The organism is Thiobacillus sp. SCUT-2 (assembly GCF_035621355.1).
GTDB classification, from domain to species: domain Bacteria; phylum Pseudomonadota; class Gammaproteobacteria; order Burkholderiales; family Thiobacillaceae; genus Thiobacillus; species Thiobacillus sedimenti.
Genome location: NZ_CP141769.1, coordinates 261,158 through 278,190, shown reverse-complemented (window position 1 = coordinate 278,190; position 17,033 = coordinate 261,158). Strand labels below are relative to the sequence as shown.

General features: G+C 64.9%; 13 protein-coding genes. 3 read left to right on the top strand and 10 right to left on the bottom strand.

The window, feature by feature from the left end; genetic code table 11:
* Positions 1 to 5 precede the first annotated feature (5 nt).
* From VA613_RS01290 to VA613_RS01280, 3 genes are all read left to right on the top strand, one after another.
* Positions 6 to 1,508 (top strand): sodium:solute symporter family protein, encoded by a 1,503-nt coding sequence (locus tag VA613_RS01290; RefSeq protein ID WP_324780060.1) that lies wholly within the window; start codon positions 6 to 8, stop codon positions 1,506 to 1,508.
* Between the two features lie 338 nt (positions 1,509 to 1,846).
* Entirely contained in the window at positions 1,847 to 2,602 is a 756-nt protein-coding gene (locus VA613_RS01285) for a PEP-CTERM sorting domain-containing protein (RefSeq protein WP_324780059.1), read from the top strand.
* A 186-nt stretch (positions 2,603 to 2,788) separates the two neighbouring features.
* On the top strand, positions 2,789 to 4,516 hold the full coding sequence (locus VA613_RS01280) for a tetratricopeptide repeat-containing sulfotransferase family protein (RefSeq protein WP_324780058.1): 1,728 nt from the start codon (positions 2,789 to 2,791) through the stop codon (positions 4,514 to 4,516).
* A 24-nt stretch (positions 4,517 to 4,540) separates the two neighbouring features.
* On the opposite strand, the gene VA613_RS01275 is transcribed toward VA613_RS01280, so the two are convergent.
* The 10 genes from VA613_RS01275 to VA613_RS01230 form a co-directional block, all read right to left on the bottom strand.
* Entirely contained in the window at positions 4,541 to 6,070 is a 1,530-nt protein-coding gene (locus VA613_RS01275; RefSeq protein ID WP_324780057.1) for a tetratricopeptide repeat-containing sulfotransferase family protein, read from the bottom strand.
* Positions 6,071 to 6,158: 88 nt separating this feature from the next.
* On the bottom strand, positions 6,159 to 7,790 hold the full coding sequence (cysC, locus tag VA613_RS01270) for an adenylyl-sulfate kinase (RefSeq protein ID WP_324780056.1): 1,632 nt from the start codon (positions 7,788 to 7,790) through the stop codon (positions 6,159 to 6,161).
* A 25-nt stretch (positions 7,791 to 7,815) separates the two neighbouring features.
* Positions 7,816 to 8,772 (bottom strand): acetyltransferase, encoded by a 957-nt coding sequence (locus VA613_RS01265; RefSeq protein ID WP_324780055.1) that lies wholly within the window; start codon positions 8,770 to 8,772, stop codon positions 7,816 to 7,818.
* Positions 8,759 to 11,092, bottom strand: a complete 2,334-nt coding sequence (locus tag VA613_RS01260) for a VanZ family protein (RefSeq protein ID WP_324780054.1) — start codon at positions 11,090 to 11,092, stop codon at positions 8,759 to 8,761. The genes VA613_RS01265 and VA613_RS01260 overlap by 14 nt, the downstream gene beginning before the upstream one ends.
* A 109-nt stretch (positions 11,093 to 11,201) precedes the next feature.
* On the bottom strand, positions 11,202 to 11,753 hold the full coding sequence (locus VA613_RS01255; RefSeq protein ID WP_324780053.1) for a shikimate kinase: 552 nt from the start codon (positions 11,751 to 11,753) through the stop codon (positions 11,202 to 11,204).
* 103 nt (positions 11,754 to 11,856) lie between these two features.
* Positions 11,857 to 14,151 (bottom strand): type IV pilus secretin PilQ, encoded by a 2,295-nt coding sequence (gene pilQ / locus VA613_RS01250; protein ID WP_324780052.1) that lies wholly within the window; start codon positions 14,149 to 14,151, stop codon positions 11,857 to 11,859.
* 30 nt (positions 14,152 to 14,181) lie between these two features.
* Positions 14,182 to 14,679, bottom strand: a complete 498-nt coding sequence (locus VA613_RS01245) for a pilus assembly protein PilP (RefSeq protein WP_324780051.1) — start codon at positions 14,677 to 14,679, stop codon at positions 14,182 to 14,184.
* Positions 14,676 to 15,293: a type IV pilus inner membrane component PilO gene (locus VA613_RS01240; protein WP_324780050.1), complete on the bottom strand. Its 618-nt coding sequence runs from the start codon at positions 15,291 to 15,293 to the stop codon at positions 14,676 to 14,678. Before VA613_RS01240 ends, VA613_RS01245 begins: the two co-directional genes overlap by 4 nt.
* Entirely contained in the window at positions 15,290 to 15,868 is a 579-nt protein-coding gene (locus VA613_RS01235) for a PilN domain-containing protein (RefSeq protein ID WP_324780049.1), read from the bottom strand. The genes VA613_RS01240 and VA613_RS01235 overlap by 4 nt, the downstream gene beginning before the upstream one ends.
* Positions 15,865 to 16,953 (bottom strand): pilus assembly protein PilM, encoded by a 1,089-nt coding sequence (locus VA613_RS01230; RefSeq protein ID WP_324780048.1) that lies wholly within the window; start codon positions 16,951 to 16,953, stop codon positions 15,865 to 15,867. The genes VA613_RS01235 and VA613_RS01230 overlap by 4 nt, the downstream gene beginning before the upstream one ends.
* Positions 16,954 to 17,033: the final 80 nt, after the last annotated feature.

The window sequence follows — 17,033 nt, the reverse complement described above, 5'->3', positions numbered from 1 at the left end:
CGTCCATGCTCTTCTGGTTCGTCATCCTGTACTGGGTGGTTTCGGTCGGCATCGGCCTGTGGGCGGCCACCCGCGTGCACAACACCAAGGACTTCGCGATCGCCGGCCGGCACCTGCCGTTCTACATGGTCACCGCGACGGTGTTCGCGACCTGGTTCGGCTCCGAAACGGTGCTGGGCATCCCGGCGACCTTCCTGCAGGAAGGGCTGCATGGCGTGGTGGCGGATCCCTTCGGCGCGGCCCTGTGCCTGATCCTCGTCGGCCTCTTCTTCGCCGCGCCGCTCTACCGGCTCAACCTGCTGACCATCGGCGACTACTACAAGAAGCGCTTCGGCCGCAGCGTGGAGGCCCTCACGACCGTCGCCATCGTCATCTCCTACCTCGGCTGGGTCGGCGCCCAGATCACCGCGCTGGGCCTGGTGTTCAACGTGGTGTCCGGCGGGGAAATCAGCAAGCTGAACGGCATGCTGATCGGCTCCTCGACCATCCTGATCTACACCCTGTTCGGCGGCATGTGGGCGGTCGCCATCACCGACTTCCTGCAGATGATCGTGATCATGATCGGCATGCTCTGGATCGGCAACGAAGTGAGCGGCATGGTGGGCGGCGTCGGCGTCGTGGTCAATCACGCCGCCCAGACCGGGAAATTCAACTTCTGGCCGGCGCTCGATCTCAAGGAGGTCATCGGCTTCGTCGCCGCCTGGGTCACCATGATGCTCGGCTCGATCCCCCAGCAGGACGTGTTCCAGCGCGTCCAGTCGGCGAAGACCGAAAAGATCGCGGTGTGGGGCTCGGTGTTCGGCGGCAGCCTGTATTTCGCGTTTGCCTTCGTGCCGATGTTCCTCGCCTATTCCGCGACCCTGATCGACCCCGCCATGGTGAAGCGGCTGATCGGCGAAGACCCGCAGATGATCCTGCCGCGCCTGGTCATCGACCACGCGCCGCTCTTCGCGCAGGTCATGTTCTTCGGCGCGCTGCTCTCCGCGATCAAGAGCTGCGCCTCGGCCACCCTGCTCGCCCCGTCGGTCACCTTCACCGAGAACCTGCTGAAGCCCATGCTGGGCGAAATGTCCGACCGCGCGCTGCTGAAGGCGATGCGCATCGTGACGCTGAGCTTTACCGTGCTCGTCACCCTGTATGCGATCAACTCCAAGGCCAGCATCTTCACGATGGTCGAGAACGCCTACCAGATCACCCTGGTCATGGCCTTCGTGCCGCTGGCCTTCGGCGTCTACTGGAAGCGCGCGACCAACCAGGGCGCGCTGCTCGCCATCTTCCTGGGACTCTCGACCTGGCTCGCGATCCTGATCGCCGGCCCGGACGATCCCTTCATCCCGGCCCAGTTCGCCGGCCTGCTGATGTCGCTGCTGGGCATGATCGCCGGCTCCTTGCTGCCGCAGTGGGTGCGCCACCCGCTGCCCGAAGTCGGCCCGCACCACGCGCTGCACCACCACGCCGCCGCGCACACCCAGCACGTTCCCGCGCCGCATCCGCCGCATCATTCCTGAGCGCTACTGCAGCCCGCACCGGGACCTGAGCCTCCGATGCGCAGCGTCGCCCTTCGGCGCTCGCCGCCGCACCCGATCAGCGTCGGGCTTTTTTACACATCCGCACGGGCGACAAGCCCATTGGGCGCACCCAACCGCCGTGCGTTCAACATAAGCTTATGAAAATATTGAATTTACACCCATGCACCTCGGTTCTGGCACGGCTGATGCTTGATGTCTTGCAGACGCGACACGCCCCCGCATTTTGGTGCGCGCCGCTCGAAAATTGTCTGGAGGCACGACATCCCAATGCTTCCATCCCCAATTTTCCAACTGCTTTCTTTTATGGGAGGGACATCATGAAAAAGACCGCAATAGCCCTCGCCATCTCGCTGATGGCTTCTGGCTCTGCATATTCCGCGTCGTTCGTGAACGGCGGTTTCGAATCCGGCGACCTGACCGGATGGACCGGCGGCGGCGGCTACTGGTCCGGCAGCCCGCCCGCACCGGTCGATCCGACGACCTACAACGGCGGCACGCCCAACAACACCATCATGAGCGGCGGCACCGACGCAATCACCGGTGCCAACACCGTCTACAACGGCAGCTACTCGGTGCGGGTGAACGACAGCATCAACGACAACTCGGTTTCCACGCTCCGCCAGAGCGTCATCAACTACACCGACAACAACATCTACTTCGCCTGGAATGCGGTGCTGGAGGCTTCCCACGGCCTGACCGACTCGGATTACTTCTCGCTGACGCTGCATGACGACACGACCGGCACCAACATCGTCGACCGCGGCTACAGCTCCGCGGGTTCAATCGGTGGCGGCACCACGGGCGTGACCTGGAAGCCATTCGGTTCCTGGTACTCCAGCGGCTGGGTGGTCGAGCAGATCGACCTCGTCGCGCTGGGTGCCGTGGGTCACGACTTCACGCTGACGCTGCTGGCATCCGACTGCCCCTATGGCGGCCATGCCGGCTACGTCTACCTGGACGGCTTCGGCTCGGCGCCGCCGCCTCCCGGCCCGCTGCCCGAGCCGGCCTCGCTGGCCCTGCTGGGAATCGGTCTGGCCGGCCTCGGCGCAATGCGCCGCAAGCGGCGCGCCTGAGCGATCCTCGCGCAAACAAAACGGCGGCCGAATGGCCGCCGTTTTGTTTGCGGGCATACAATCTCACCATTCGTTTTCCCTCAGCGGCATGGCCAAGACCAACGTCCTGACCCAGGGCAAGAAGAGAAAGGCTGACCAGCTCACGCTGGCCAACCGCTGGAAGATGCGCTCGCCCTGTACGCCAGCGTGTGCAAGACCGACCCGCTCGACGTCGAGGCCTGGGTCAAGTCGAGCGTCACGTCACGCCGCCTCGGCCGCCATGAGGAAGCCGAGCGCCACGCGCGCCGCGCGGCGTTGCTGAGCCCCGCTCTGGCATTTGCCCATCATGCGCTCGGCGCGGCGCTCCACTGTCAGGGCAGGCGTGACGAGGCGATGCAGGCCTACAACCGGGCGATCGCCCTCAAGCCCGATCATGCCGACGCCCACTATCTCCTCGGCAATGCGCTTCTGGAAGCCGGGCGGTTGGCCAAAGCGCAGGCGAGCCTGCAGCGCGCCCTCGACCTGCGCCCCGAACTCTTCGAAGCACTGAGCGATCTCGGTGCCGTGCTGCTGATGATGGGGCAGCCCACGGCGGCCCAAGCCGCGCTGCAGCGCGCGCTCGCCCTGCACCCCGATTCGCCCGAGGTGCTGGCCAACCTCGCCACCCTGTTCGAAGCGGATGGCCGGGTCGATGATGCGCTGGCGCTCTACCAGCGGGCACTGTCGCCACGCCCCGGCTCGCCCGATGTACTCGGCAAGCAGGCGGAGTTGCTCGAACCGACCGGCCGCTTGGGCGAGGCCCGGCACGAACTGGATTTCGGATTCGCACGTGATCCGGCCCACCCCATGCTGAATCTTGTTGCAGCCCGGCTCGAGCGGCGCGAGGCGCGCCATGCCGAGGCGGAAGCCCGACTCGAAGCCCTGCTCGCGCGTCCCTTGCCCGAAACCACGCGGGGTGAAGTCCATCTGCTGCTGGGACAGATCCGGGACCGCCTCGGACGAACGGAAGCGGTGCTGCACCACCTGAGCGAGGGCAAACGTCGCACGGCCGCGGCGGCCGATCCGCATGGCGCCGGCCGGCGCCGCTTTCTCGAGACAATCGACTTCTACGAGACGCTGGCGCGGCACCCCATCCTCGACGCAGCGCCCGATCCCGCAGCCGGGAACGGCGCGTCCCCGATATTCCTGATCGGTTTTCCGCGTTCCGGAACGACGCTGCTCGAGCAGATTCTCGACAGCCATCCAGCGCTCTGCGCGATGGAAGAAAGGCCCGCATCCGCACGCCTGGAGCAGGCCTTCCTCGAGCTTACGGGCGGCCTGCCGCAGATGCCCCGCACGCTCGACGAGGAGCGACTCGCGGCCCTGCGCCGCATCTACCGGGACGAGGCCGCGCGTCACGTGAGCCCGTGCAAGGGTGGACGCATCGTCGACAAGCTGCCGCTCAACACGGTGCGCGTTCCGCTGCTCTGGCGCGTTTTCCCGGATGCCAAATTCATCCTGGCGATACGCCATCCCTGCGATGTCGCACTGAGTTGCCTGATGCAGAGTTTCGGGCCAAACGACGCCATGGCTGGCTTCACCAGCCTGGAAAACATCGCGGAGATCTATGCACGCGTGATGAGGGTGTGGGAGGGCTTCGCCGATCGCCTGCCGCTGCAGTGGCAGGCCATTCGCTACGAGGATCTCATCGCCGATGTCGAAGGGGAGACCAGGCGATTGCTTGAGTTTCTAGGCGTACCCTGGGACGACGCGGTTCTGCAATACACGCACCACGCGCGGCAACGCGTCGCCATTCGCACGCCCAGCTACCATCAGGTCACGCAACCCATCTACCAGCACGCCAGCTTCCGCTGGAAGCGCTATGAAGACGCCTTCCGGCCTATTATCCTTCCAATGCTGCAGCCATTCATCGACCGCTTCGGCTACCAGGAATAACGCGATTGGCACCCGAGGACTGAATCAGAAGGCTTCATAACCGAAGGCCTCGATGAAGGGCTCGAGCGTGCCGGCTACAGCAGCAAATTCCGCTTCGTAGTGCCGCCAGCGTGCGACCGACGACGCGTACAGCGGCTTCGCGACCTGGGTGCGGCTCGGCGTGGCGATGTATTTCTTCGCGGCATGCTCGTGAAAATCTTTCACGGAAGCATCCCAGCCAAGGCCGAGCCCTTCGAACACACGCTGGAAGGTCGCCTCGAACTGCCCCACGGCGTCCTCGTAGCGAAACTCGATGACGTCCATCGTCAGCTGCGGCTTGATATGTTGCCACCACGCCATCACCGTCGCGTAGAAGGACGTCGTCCCTTGCCAGCTCAGAAGATGGGCCGTGGCGGGCGACGCCACCATGAGCTGCATGAAGCAGCTCAGGCAGACATCGCGCGGGTCGCGCAGCACGAATACCAGCTTCGCATCGGGGAAGACGGTGTTGATCAGGCCGACGTCGAGGGTATTGAGGGTGAACTTGTCGACCAGCGTGCGCGCCCCCACCGCATCGCCCAAGCGATCGCGAACCCGGTTCCAGTAGAACGTGCGCAGATGAAGGATACCCATATGGTCCAGCGTGCGGAGCTTGTCCGCCGTGCTCCCGCCCCCACCGACCATGCGGTGGAGTTCGCGCTGCATCGCCCATACGAAATCGGCCTCGTCGGCAACGCGGACCTGCGGATGCGCGCCCAGCACTTCCTGGGCCAGCGTCGTCCCCGAGCGGAAAAAGCCGACGAGAAAAACAGGGGGCGGCAGATCCTGCGGAAAAGCGGTGTCGGACCAGCGCCCCATCAGGTCGCGATCGAAACCCGCGGTATTCGCCCGAATCATGTCCGGCAGGAGTGCACGGTTTTGCTGCGCGTACTCGGGCAACGCGCCGGACAGGCGGCCCGCCGCATGAAGATGGGCGAAGACGCCATCGTAGGCCTTCAGTCTGTCGAGCACGCGCGCCAGTTCCTTGTGTGCGCGGAATGCCTCGCGCGCCGGCGGCGGTACGGCAAGTATCCTTTCGAGGCGGCCGCGGGCATCTTCGTCCAGCCCCGCATCGGCCTCCAGGCTCGCAAGCAGCACCTGCATCATGACGTTGGCAGGCGCAATCGCATGGGCCCGACGGCCCGCCTCCAGCGCCTCGGCGGTCCGGTTCAGCTGTGACAGCGCCACCGCGAGCATCTGAAACACCCGGAACTCGGTGCCCTTGAGCGCAGCCGCCGGGCCGAGCAGGTCGTGCGCGCCGGGGAAGTCGCCCCACTGCTGCATTTGCTGGGCAATTTCCAGTACCGGGCCGATGTCGCCGCTCTGGCGCGCCTTCTCCAGCAGACGCCGCCCTGAGCCACGCAAGTACTCAACCCCCTGCGCCCGTCGCCCGACGCTGCACAAGGTCTGTCCCAGCCAGGACATTGCCTGCGCATCGTCCGGGTGCTCCTCGAGCGCCCGCTCGAACCACTGGATGGCCTCCATCACGTTGCGCGCCTGGAGGGCGGCATGGCCGCGCTGCAAGGCGGGGTTCATCGACTCCCGCTCCTCTGCGGCCTCGCACCCGGGCCTCCGCAGAGCCGGGAGATCGTGCACGTCGCGAGGCACACGGCGTGTCTCTGTCTCAACGCAGATACCCCTCGTGCTCGAGCTTCAGCAGGATCTGCTGCACGGCCTCGTCGATACCCAGCCCGGTGGTGTCGATCGCCAGCTCCGGCTGCTCGGGCACTTCGTAGGGATCGGACACGCCGGTGAATTCCGGAATCAGGCCTGCGCGTGCCTTGGCGTAGAGGCCCTTGCGATCGCGCGTTTCGCAGGTCTCGATCGGAGTGGAGACATGGATCTCGACGAAGCCGCCCACCGCCTCGATCATGTGGCGCACGTCACGGCGCGTCTGGCGATACGGCGCGATCGGCGCACAGATGGCGATGCCACGGTTCTTGGTGATCTCGCTCGCCACGAAGCCGATCCGGCGGACGTTGATGTCGCGGTGGGCGCGCGAGAAGCCGAGCTCGGAGGACAGGTGGCGGCGCACGATGTCGCCATCGAGCAGGGTGACGCAGCGGCCGCCCATTTCCATCAGGCGCGCGGCAAGCGCGCGTGCGAGCGTCGATTTTCCCGCGCCTGACAGCCCGGTGAAAAATACGGTGAAGCCCTGGCGCTCCCGCGGCGGGCTCTGCCGATGCAGTTCCGCGATCACCTCCGGGAAGCTATACCAGTCGGGAATTTTCAGGCCGGCCCGCATGCGGCGCCTGAACTCGTCGCCGGACAGGGTCAGCAGCCGCGCTCCGCACGGCACCTCGGATTCCGGCAGATACTCCGCGCGGTCCTCCACGTACACCATGCGCGGATAGGCGATGAGCCGCACGCCCACCCGCTCGGCCAGTTCGGCCACGGGCAGGTCGGAATGCGTCCGCGTGAGGTCCTCGCCGCGCCGGCAGTCGCCGTCGATCTGGTGCTCGCCGCCCGCGATGAGCAGGCTGCAGCCGTAATTGCGTGCGACGATCGCACGCAGCAGCAGCGCGCGGGCGCTGCCTTCGCGCGGCGCGGCCGGCAGCAGCGACAGTTGGGTGGTGGCAGCGGGGAAGCGCTCGCGGATGGCGAGAAAGCTTCGCACCAGGCCGAAATAGGCCGGCGCTTCCGTGATGTCGCCCCCCACTTGCGGATGCAGGAGGAGATTGGCCTCGTTCTCGATGCCGCACTTCAGGCAGAACTCGAACTGGGCTCGATGCATCGGCTGGCGCGCCTGCCAAGCCACGACGCGGCGCCAGCCGCGGCGCGCAAAGAGCGTACGCAGTTCGGCCGGCGTGGCGCGCAGGCTCACGAAATCCGGATGCGGCGGCAGCGCGACGCCGTCGATCGCCCCGCCCAGATGCCATTCGTCGTGCGCCTCCCAGGCATCGCTCACCGTCAGGACCGCCAACATGAAGCCTTCGCCATCGCGCAGGGCGACCCGGTCGCCCGGCTTGAGGCCTGCCGCCGCCTGCTGCCGGCTGCCGAGCGTGATCGGCACCGGCCAGAAGGTGCCGTCGTCGAGCTGCCGTGCCGTCTCGACGCGCTCGCACTGCGCACGCGTCATGAAGCCGGCGAGCGGCGAGTACGCGCCGGTCATCAGCATTTCGAGTTCGCATTGCTGCCGCCAGTCGAGGTCGAGCGAAGGCAGGCTCAATGCTTCCTGCCTGAGCGCCGCCGCTTTCGCCGGATCGATCAGATTGACGAGGGTGCCGCCGTAGGGCGCGATGAGTTTGTCCACCATTCAGCTCCGGGCAAAGTCCGCGTGACTATTTGTAGATCTCGAAGAAGAGAGCGATAAACCGGCCGAGCTCGGATTCCGGAAGGTGGTTGATTCCCGCCGCACCCTTCCGCCCCCCACCGGATTCGAACTGGCTGCACAGCTCGTCCGCGCCGGACTTGGTCTGCAGTGGCGCACGCACGCTGACCACATAGCCGCCACCGGGCTTGGCCGTGAGCACGGCATGCGCCTGCGCGGGCGCCTCGACCGCCAGCTGATTGCCGAAGACGCCGGAAATCCGTCGAGCCCACTTCTCCGCCGGGAGCATGAAGACACGCCCCGCCTCGCGTGACTCGGCCGCCGTCAGCGCAACGGCGCGGTCCATGTCGTCGCGATAGCCAGCCTGCAGCGTGCGGTAGGCCGGCGATTCAGCGACGAAGGCGAAGGGGTCGGCATAGGGACGCAACTGCCGGTACAAGTCGGCGGGATCGTAGAAGAGATCGTCGAGCGTCTCGCCGTAGCCGTTGTAGTTGAGGCATTCGCCGAGCGACTGCAACTGCGTCAGGCGCTCGGCGGACAATCCGAGCGGCAAGGCAGCCTGGCGCGCCGCGTCGGCCAGGTTGTCGCCGAACGCGGCGGCGACGGCCCACGCGAGGCGACGACCGACCAGATGGCGATTGACCAGCAGGCTGGTGCAGACGTTGGCGTCGGTATCGATGTGCGCCTCGAAGCGCGGATGGGCCGGGATCTCGCCGGGCTGGTGGTGATCGAAGTAGCGCACCTCGGCCCCGGCATCGAGGAGGCGATCGAGCGCGTCCCGGTTCTTGGAAAGCGCGATGTCCAGCACCGTGACCCGGTCGCCAGCCTGCGCCTGGACCCGCTTCAGCAGGCTGATGTCGCGCTTCGGTCCGGTGATCAGAACGGAATCAGCCGGCTCTTCCAGCCGTAGCTGATGCAGCGCGCAGAGTCCGTCTGCATCGCCGTTGAAGACGTCAATGAGGTGCATGGGCTGTCTGGCCTTGTAGTCGTTGTGTGGCGCGGAAGTGGGGCCATTGTAGGGACGCCAGCGCCGCGATGACAAGCATGTGCAGCACGCCGTAGCGTAGCCAGATGACCGCCGTCGATGCGTAGTGCTGGCGATCTCTGCTGAGGAGGAACTGCAGCGCCGAGAATTCCTGGCCGTACTTGGCAATGTGGCCGGCCAGCCCGAGATGTAGCCACAAGATTGCCAGCGGCAGCGACACGAGCACGCCGAACAATCGCCGAACGCGTTGCCGCGCCGGCCACGGCGAGGCGAGCAGCGCGGCGGCGAGGAACAGCGTGTAGCCCCAGGCGCAGAGTGCCGCGAAAGCCAGCGGATACGGCGCCGCCATCAGTTCGGTGAGGTTGTCGGTGTCGGCGCGAACGACCACGCCCCAGTATGCGATCAACAGAACCGGCAGGGCCGCCAGGAAATGCGCCGCGCCCAGGTGCCGCCCTCGCCATCGGCGCACGGTCTGCGCCGCCAGATACAGCAGCACCCCCGGCGCCGAAAAAAGCGCCACCCAGCGCAAGCCGAGTTCCCACTGCCCGGGCCAGTGAAGAACGGGGCTGCCGGCGAGGTCGTACAGGCTCTCGTCGGGAACGGCCGCGTCCAGCAGCAAAAAGCCGACACTGCCGTAAACCAGCAGACCGAAAGGCAGTTGCAGCCAGCGCCCCACGCCCGAGACCCGCCGCCGGGCCAGCCAGATCGGCCATGCCGCCATCCAGTAGCACACGATCGCCAGCAACAGCACCGACAGCAACGGAATATCGTCGCGCAGCAGTTCACGCACGTTGTAGGGCATGAAAGACGCATGCGTCGCGCCCCAGAACAGCACACCCATTCCGGCCAGCATCAGCGGCATGTGCCAACGCGGCGACCGCCCGGGCCGAAGCACCGGCACGACCTCCGGGTGCGCGGTTTCCGGCATCGGCGCAACACGGCGCGGCGCGCGCAACAGATGGCGAACGATGCCATAGCCCGCCAGCCCGCCCAACCATTCGAGCAGCCAGTCGGTCGTGTCGGCAATTTTCTCCGGCAGCATCACCTGGCCGAGTTCGACCGCGGCGGGCAGCAGGGCCAGCCCCAGCATCGACACGGCAAACAGCGGGCCGCGCCAACGCCACGGCCGGCGTGCCACGCCCCACGCCAGGAGCCCCCCCAACGGCGCGAAGAACAGCATCTTCCGCAGCACCTCGGTGACGGCACGGAATTCGGTGCCGAAGTAATACACCTCGAACGGAACCCGGTGGATGAAATCGAGGCGCCCCCTGATGAACGCGCCGTCGGTCTTGAAGTCGAACGGGAACCAGAACACGAACAGCAGACAGCCCGCCCAACCGAGCGCCAGGGCAAAAGGCAACCACGCCGCAAACGGGCTGAGCCTCGCCCGTGCGGCGTCGGCTTGCGGATCGGCCTGGATCGCGCGCCTGCCCCACCCGCCGCCCAGCCAACAGCCAAGCGCCGCCCCGACGGCAGCCGCAAGCACGTCGTTGACATCGCTCACGCGGGAATAGACGAACAGCTGCAGAATTTCCAGGATCGCGGCCGTCGCCACGGTCATGCCCCATGCGCGCCGGGCGCTGCGGGAACCGTCGAGCCGCCACAAGAGTGCCAGCGGCGTCCAGATCAGCGCGTCGGTGACGACTTCGTACAAGGCATCGGCCGGGTCTGCGGGAAGCGCGGCAAACGGCACCAGATTGATCTTGCCCTGATGCCATTTGTGAAAAATCTCGACCGCGCTCAGCGTCAGGTCGAGCGGCAGCACGTTGTAGAACAGCACGCCGGCCAGGTAGGTCGACGCCAGACGTTCGCCCAGGCTGGCGCGGCTATGCACCTGCCACCAGCCCTGCAGCCACTCGGCAAAGCGCCGTCCGGCCAGCCACCACGCGACGACGCCGACGATCCCCCCCACCGTTTCGGCCAATATGTCGTTTTGCGAAACGGTGCGCTGCGGGAAGAACAACTGCGTGAATTCGATCCCGACGCTCAGCGCGATGGCAAGCGGAATCAGCGCCAGCGTCGCCAGCACGCGGCACCTGCGCGCACCGCCGCCGCAGGATGCACCCATCCATAAGAAAGAGAGCGGGATGAACAACAGCAGATTGGCGACCCAGTCCGCCAGCGAGCCGATGCCGAGCTTCAGAAAGGGGATCGCCGCGAACCGCGCCACGGCCTCGCCCCACGGCAGCGCATGGTATTTCAGCGGCACCAGGCTGCCATAGACGACGAACAGCGTGTAAAGGAGTGCACCCAGGCGCATCAGCGCACGCGCATTGACGTTCAGCCCCGGATTGCGGGTCATCGCCGGTTGGCCTCGGGCGGGCGCGCTTCGCCTGTGCCGCAGCGTAGCAGCGATGTCGGTTCCGTCTGCGCCAGCAAGCCCGGGAAGCCCACGCCGACGGCCATGCTCGTCAGTCCGCCGTGTCGGGCTGCGCGAGCCCGCGCGTCAACGAATCGAGCTTGCCGTACAAGGCACGGGTCATGCCGGACACACTTTGCCGCCCCGTGTCGACGACGACGTCCGCGACCTCGCGATACAGCGGATCCCGCTGCCTGAACAGTTCCTGCAGCCTGGCCAGCGGATTCTCCGTTTGCAGCAAGGGGCGGTTGCGGTCGTGCCGGGTCCGCTCGTAGAGCTGTTCGGGCATGCCGCGCAGGTAGATCACCACACCGTTGTTCTTGAGATTTTCGCGGTTGGTCTGCGACAGGACGGCCCCGCCGCCGGTAGCGAGCACGACGCCGGACAAGTGCGTGAGCTCGGCAATCATGGCTTCCTCACGCTTGCGGAAGCCCGCTTCCCCTTCGATCTCGAATATGACCGGAATCTTGACGCCTGTACGCGCCTCGATTTCGTGATCCGAATCATAGAAAGTACGACCGTAATGGCGAGCCAGGAGGCGGCCCACGGTCGTCTTGCCGGCTCCCATCAAGCCGACGAGGTAAAGATTGTCTTGCTTGCTCATGGCGCCATTCTAATGGACGACGCTCGCGACAAGGACGAGCCCTCGCGGGAAAACGGGCGAAAAAAAGCGCGGGACCCGCCCGCGCTTTCAGGATGTGAACCGATCACTGCAAGGACAATCTGTCGTCGAGGATACGCGGTGTCAGGAAGATGATCAGTTCAGTCTTGCTGTTCGCCTTGCTCGTCGACTTGAACAGATTCCCAAAGACAGGAACGTCCCCCAGCAGCGGAACCTTGTTGACAGTAGTGCTTTCGTCGCCGTCGAAGATGCCGCCAAGAACCAGTGTGTCACCATTGTTCACACGCACCTGCGTCTTGATCCGCTTCGTATTGATCGCGGGATTGCCTTGCACTGCAACCAAATCATTCACCGCATCCTTCTGTACCTCGACGTTCAGGATAACCGAGTCGTTATTGAGGATCTGCGGATCCACCAGCAGGCAGAGGAACGCATCCTTGAACGTTACGGTAGCCGGCGAGTTGGGAGTACCCGGGGTGATATACGGGATCTGCGTGCCGTTGAGAATCACTGCAGGCTTCTGGTTCGACGTCACCACCCGCGGGTTGGAAATCACCTTACCGCGGCTGTCGGCTTCCAGCGCAGACAATTCCAGACTCAAGAGATTGCCGGTTGCGCGGTCCAGCAGGGACATGGCAAGCTGCGCTGCACCATTACCGGCGGGGAAATTCACGATATTCGTACCCGTACCAGCAAGCGGTACATCGCTCTTGTATGTGTCGGTCACCGGGTCGTAGCGAGTGCCCTTAACCGCCTGCATCGGGAAGTATCCTTGCGTGATTGCAGCCGCCTGGTCCTGGTTTCCGGTCAATCCACTCTGGTACCGTCCGGTGCGGTTGATTGCGGCAAGCCCCAGACGGGCACCAAGGTCACGGCTCCAGCCATCGGTGGCGACTACGACCCTCGCCTCGATCATGACCTGGCGTGCAGGCACATCGAGACGCTTCAGAAGTTCACGAATTTCCTGGATCTTGCGGGGCGTGTCCGTGATGATCAGCGTATTGGTCTTCAATTCGTAGGTCGCACGGCCCCGCTTGGTGAGAATCTTGTCATTGCCTTGCGCACCAGTCTGGGTTTGCTGGGCGGCCTGCGCGGCGACACTGGTAATGCCCTGCGCCTGTGCCGAACAGTTAACTGAATTACCGCTCGACTGGCCGGTGATCGTGTTCGTCAGCCCGTACAACATCGACCGTGCCTCGTCGGCCCGCATGTAGTTGAGCTGGATGTACTCGGTCGTCAGCGGCTCGAGGTCCTCGACCTGATTCTTCGCCTCGAACTCGAGCTTTTCCTTCGTCATCAGTTCGTCCTTGGGCGCGATCCAGATCACGTTGCCGTTCTGACGCTTGTCGAGTCCCTTGGTCTGCAGGATGAGATCGAGCGCCTGGTCCCACGGTACATCCTTCAGACGCAGGGTGAGGTTGCCGGTGACCGTGTCGCTGGCGACGATGTTGAGGCCGGTGAAGTCGGCGATGACCTGCAGCACCGAACGCACCTCGACGTTCTGGAAGTTGAGCGAGAGCTTCTCGCCGGTGTACTTCACCTTGCCGTCGGCGGTCTTCTTCTGGGCGTCGTCGCTGGGCTTGACCTCGACGATGAAGCTGTTGTCGGTTTGATAGGCGGAGTATTCCCAGCCACCCTTAGGCTGGATCACCATGCGGGTATTGTCGCCCAGGGTATAGGTCTCGACGGTCTGCACCGGGGTGCCGAAATCAGCCACGTCCAGGCGGCGCTGCAGGGCCTTCGGCAGTTCGGTGCCGACAAAGTCGACGACCACGCCGTTCGACTGCTGGCGGATGTTGATGCCGGCCTGCGCATCGGACAGGGTCGTCACGATGCGCGCCTCGCCGCCGGCGCCGCGGCGGAAATCGACGTCGCGAATGCTGTGGCGGGCGCCGCCGGGCGCCGCCTCGGCGAAGCGCGGGCTGGCATTAACCGGCGCGCTGCCCGCGCCGACGTCACCCAGCGCGACGAGCAGGGTCTTGCCGTCGATCGACGCGTCGTATTCGACCGACTTGTTCAGGTTGAGCACGATGCGGGTGCGCGTCCCGGCCTGGACCACGTTCACGCTCGACAGGGGGCCGAGGTTGGCCTCGACCGTGTTGCGCCCGAGCGCGTTGCCGGTGTCGGGCAGGTCGAGGGCGATACGTGGCGGATTACCGACGGTGAAGCCGGCCGGCGTGGCGGGGAGCGGCTTCTTGAGCGTCACGCGCACGACGACCTTGCCCCCGGGCAGCGTTGTCGTGTCGACGCTCTGCACTGCATTGCCGGTAGGCGGCGCATCGGTGGCACGCGCTGCGAACGGCAGCATCAGGCCAGTGAATAGGATGACGCCGAGCAGATGGCGGGTCATTTTCTGGACGATTTTCGGCAATGCATTCATGTCAGCCTCTTTGGAATTCAGTGCTACGAATCATTCTTGCAGGTTGAGGGTGCTGGTGCGCTCGGACCAGTCCCCGGCGCTGTCCTGCACGATCTCACGCAAGGTCACCTCGCTGTCGGTTATCTGGGTGACCAGGCCGAAATTCTGGCCCATGTAGTTGCCCTTCTTGACGTGGTAGATCGCATTGTCCGGCGTCTTGATCACGGCCTGGATCACGCCTTTCTGGGACAGCACCCCCACCATCTTCAGCGTTTCCAGCGAGAACGCTTCGAGCGGCTCCTTCGGGCGGCTGAAATCCGGCTGCACGCCGCCGCCCCCGCCGGTCGAAAGCTTGCGCGGCTTGAACGGGTCCGGCAGGTCGAAGGCACTGTAGGTGAACGGTTCGTAGGGCTTGACGTCGGGCAGGGGCTCGATCTTGCCCTGCATGTCCTTGCCGGTCTCGGCGACGAAACGATGGAGGTCGTCCATGTCGCCGCCGCCGCAGCCGCTCAAGCCCAGTACGGTCAGAACGATGGCCAGGCGCTTCATTTCTTGTGCTCCTTGGCGTGCTTCTGGGCGTTGACTTCGTCATCGTCCAGGTAGCGATAGGTCTTGATGACGGCGTCCATGTTCAGCACGCCATCCTTGTTCGGCTCCATCGAGATGTCCTGCAGGGTGACGATGCGCGGCAGCTTGGCGACATCGCTGACGAAAGCCGCGATGTCGTGGTAGCCACCGGTGACCTTGACCTGGATCGGCGTCTCCGCGTAGAACTCGGACACCGTCTCGGCTTGCGGCTTGAACAGGTCGAACTGCAGGCCACGCCCCAGGCCGGCCTGGTTGACGTCGGTGATGAGTGCATCCATTTCCTGCTTGTTCGGCAGTTGCTTGAGCAGGGCCCCGAACGCCTGGCCGATGTCGGCCAGCTGCTTCTTGTAGGCGTCCAGGTTGATGGCCTGATTCTTCTTGGTCGTGAACACGCCGCGCAGTTCGGTTTCCTTCTGCTTGGCTGCGTCGAGCGTCGCCATGCCGCTGCGCCAGTCGAACCACCAGCCGGCGAGAATGATCGCCAGGGCCAGCAGGCCGAGGGCAACGAGCTTGGTCGGCAGTGGCCAGTCCGCGAGGGTCTTCAGGTCGAGTTTGTTGAGTTCGTCCAGCGTCATGCCTTGCCCCCCTTCTCATTCGCGCTGTCCGGCTGCTGATGCGTCTGCTTGACGGTCAGCACAAACTCGTTGGCACGCAGGTTGTTCACGGTCGCGGCCTTGATCTCGACCAGATTGGGGGCCTCGAACCACGGCGAGGCGTCGAGGTTGCGCATCAGTGTCGACACGCGCGCGCTCGACTGCGTATATCCGCTGAGGGTGACGGTATCGCCGGTCTGCTTGAAGGACTTCAGATAAAGGCCGTCAGGCAGCAGGCGAATCATCTGGTCGAACAGATGAACGACCTCGGTGCGGTTGGACTGCAGCGTCTCGACGACCCGCTTGCGTTCAAGCAGTGCCTGGGTCTGCTCGCGGATCTTCTTGATTTCGCCGATCTGGCTGTCGAGCTTGGCGATCTCCTGTTCGAGGTAGGCGTTGCGGGCATCCTGCGTCGACTGGCGGGCCGCAATCACGCTGTGGCCGAGCACGACCGCGAGCACGCCGGCAGCGACGGCGATGCCGAGCAGGATATTGAACTGGCGGCGCCGGGCGGCACGCGCAAGTTCACGGTGGGGGAGCAGGTTAATGCGGATCATTGGGGATCGAACCTCCGCATGGCAAGGCCGCAAGCGACGAACAGGGAAGGCGCATCGGCGGTCAATGCCTGGGGCCGGATTTTGGAGCCGACTGCCATGTTGGCAAACGGGTTGACGACCATCGTCGGCGTGCCGGTACGCTGGGCGACGACCTCGTCGATGCCCGGGATCATGGCGCCGCCGCCGGCGAGCAGGATCTGGTCGACCTTGCGATACTGCGTCGACGTGGTGAACAGCTGCAGCGCCCGGCCGATCTCCATTGCAAGGGTCTCGCTGTAAGGCTGCAGCACCTCCATGTCGTAGCTCTCGGGCAGCGTACCCTTGCGCTTGGCGTTCTCCGCCTCGTCGCTGGTCATGCCGTAGCGGCGCGAAATCTCGTTGTTGAGCTGGTTGCCGCCAAAGCCATGCTCGCGCAAGTAGACCGACTCGTTGTCGTTCAGGATATTGATGTGCATGTTCTGGGCGCCGACGTCGATGATCGCCACGGTCTGCCCGGCGCCCCCATTGGGCAGCAGATGCGCGATCTGCTCGTAGGCCGTCTGCGTCGCAAAGGATTCGACATCCATGATCAGCGCCTTGAGGCCGGCCGCTTCAACCGCCGCGACGCGGTCTTCGACCTTCTCCTTGCGGGCGGCGGCGAGCAGCACCTGGACATCGTCCGGGCTGGCAGGCGAGGGGCCGAGCACCTGGAAGTCGAGGTTCACCTCGTCGAGCGAGAAGGGGATGACCTGGTTGGCCTCGGCCTCCACCTGATTCTCCAGGTCGATCCCTTTCAGGCTCGCGGGCGCCAGAATCTTCTTGGTGATGACCGCGGAAGACGGCAATGCCAGCGCCACGTTCTTGATCCGGGTCCCCAGATTCTTCCAGGCGGTGCGCAGGGCATCGGCCACCTGGTCGAGGTTGGCGATGTTGCCGTCGGTCACGGCGTCCTTGGGCAAGGGTTCGATGACATAGCGTTCCACCCGGAGCATGCCCTTCCCGGCGTCGGACAGTTCCACCAGCTTGACCGCAGTCGTGCTGATATCGAGCCCGAGTATGGGCAAGCCCTTGGTGGACAGCCAGTCCAGATTGATATTCAGGTGCAAGAGTTTTCCTTTACACTTCGGTGGGTTGGCGCTTGTTCTTATTATGGTTTTTAGATGCTAGCAACAACACACGGTTTTTA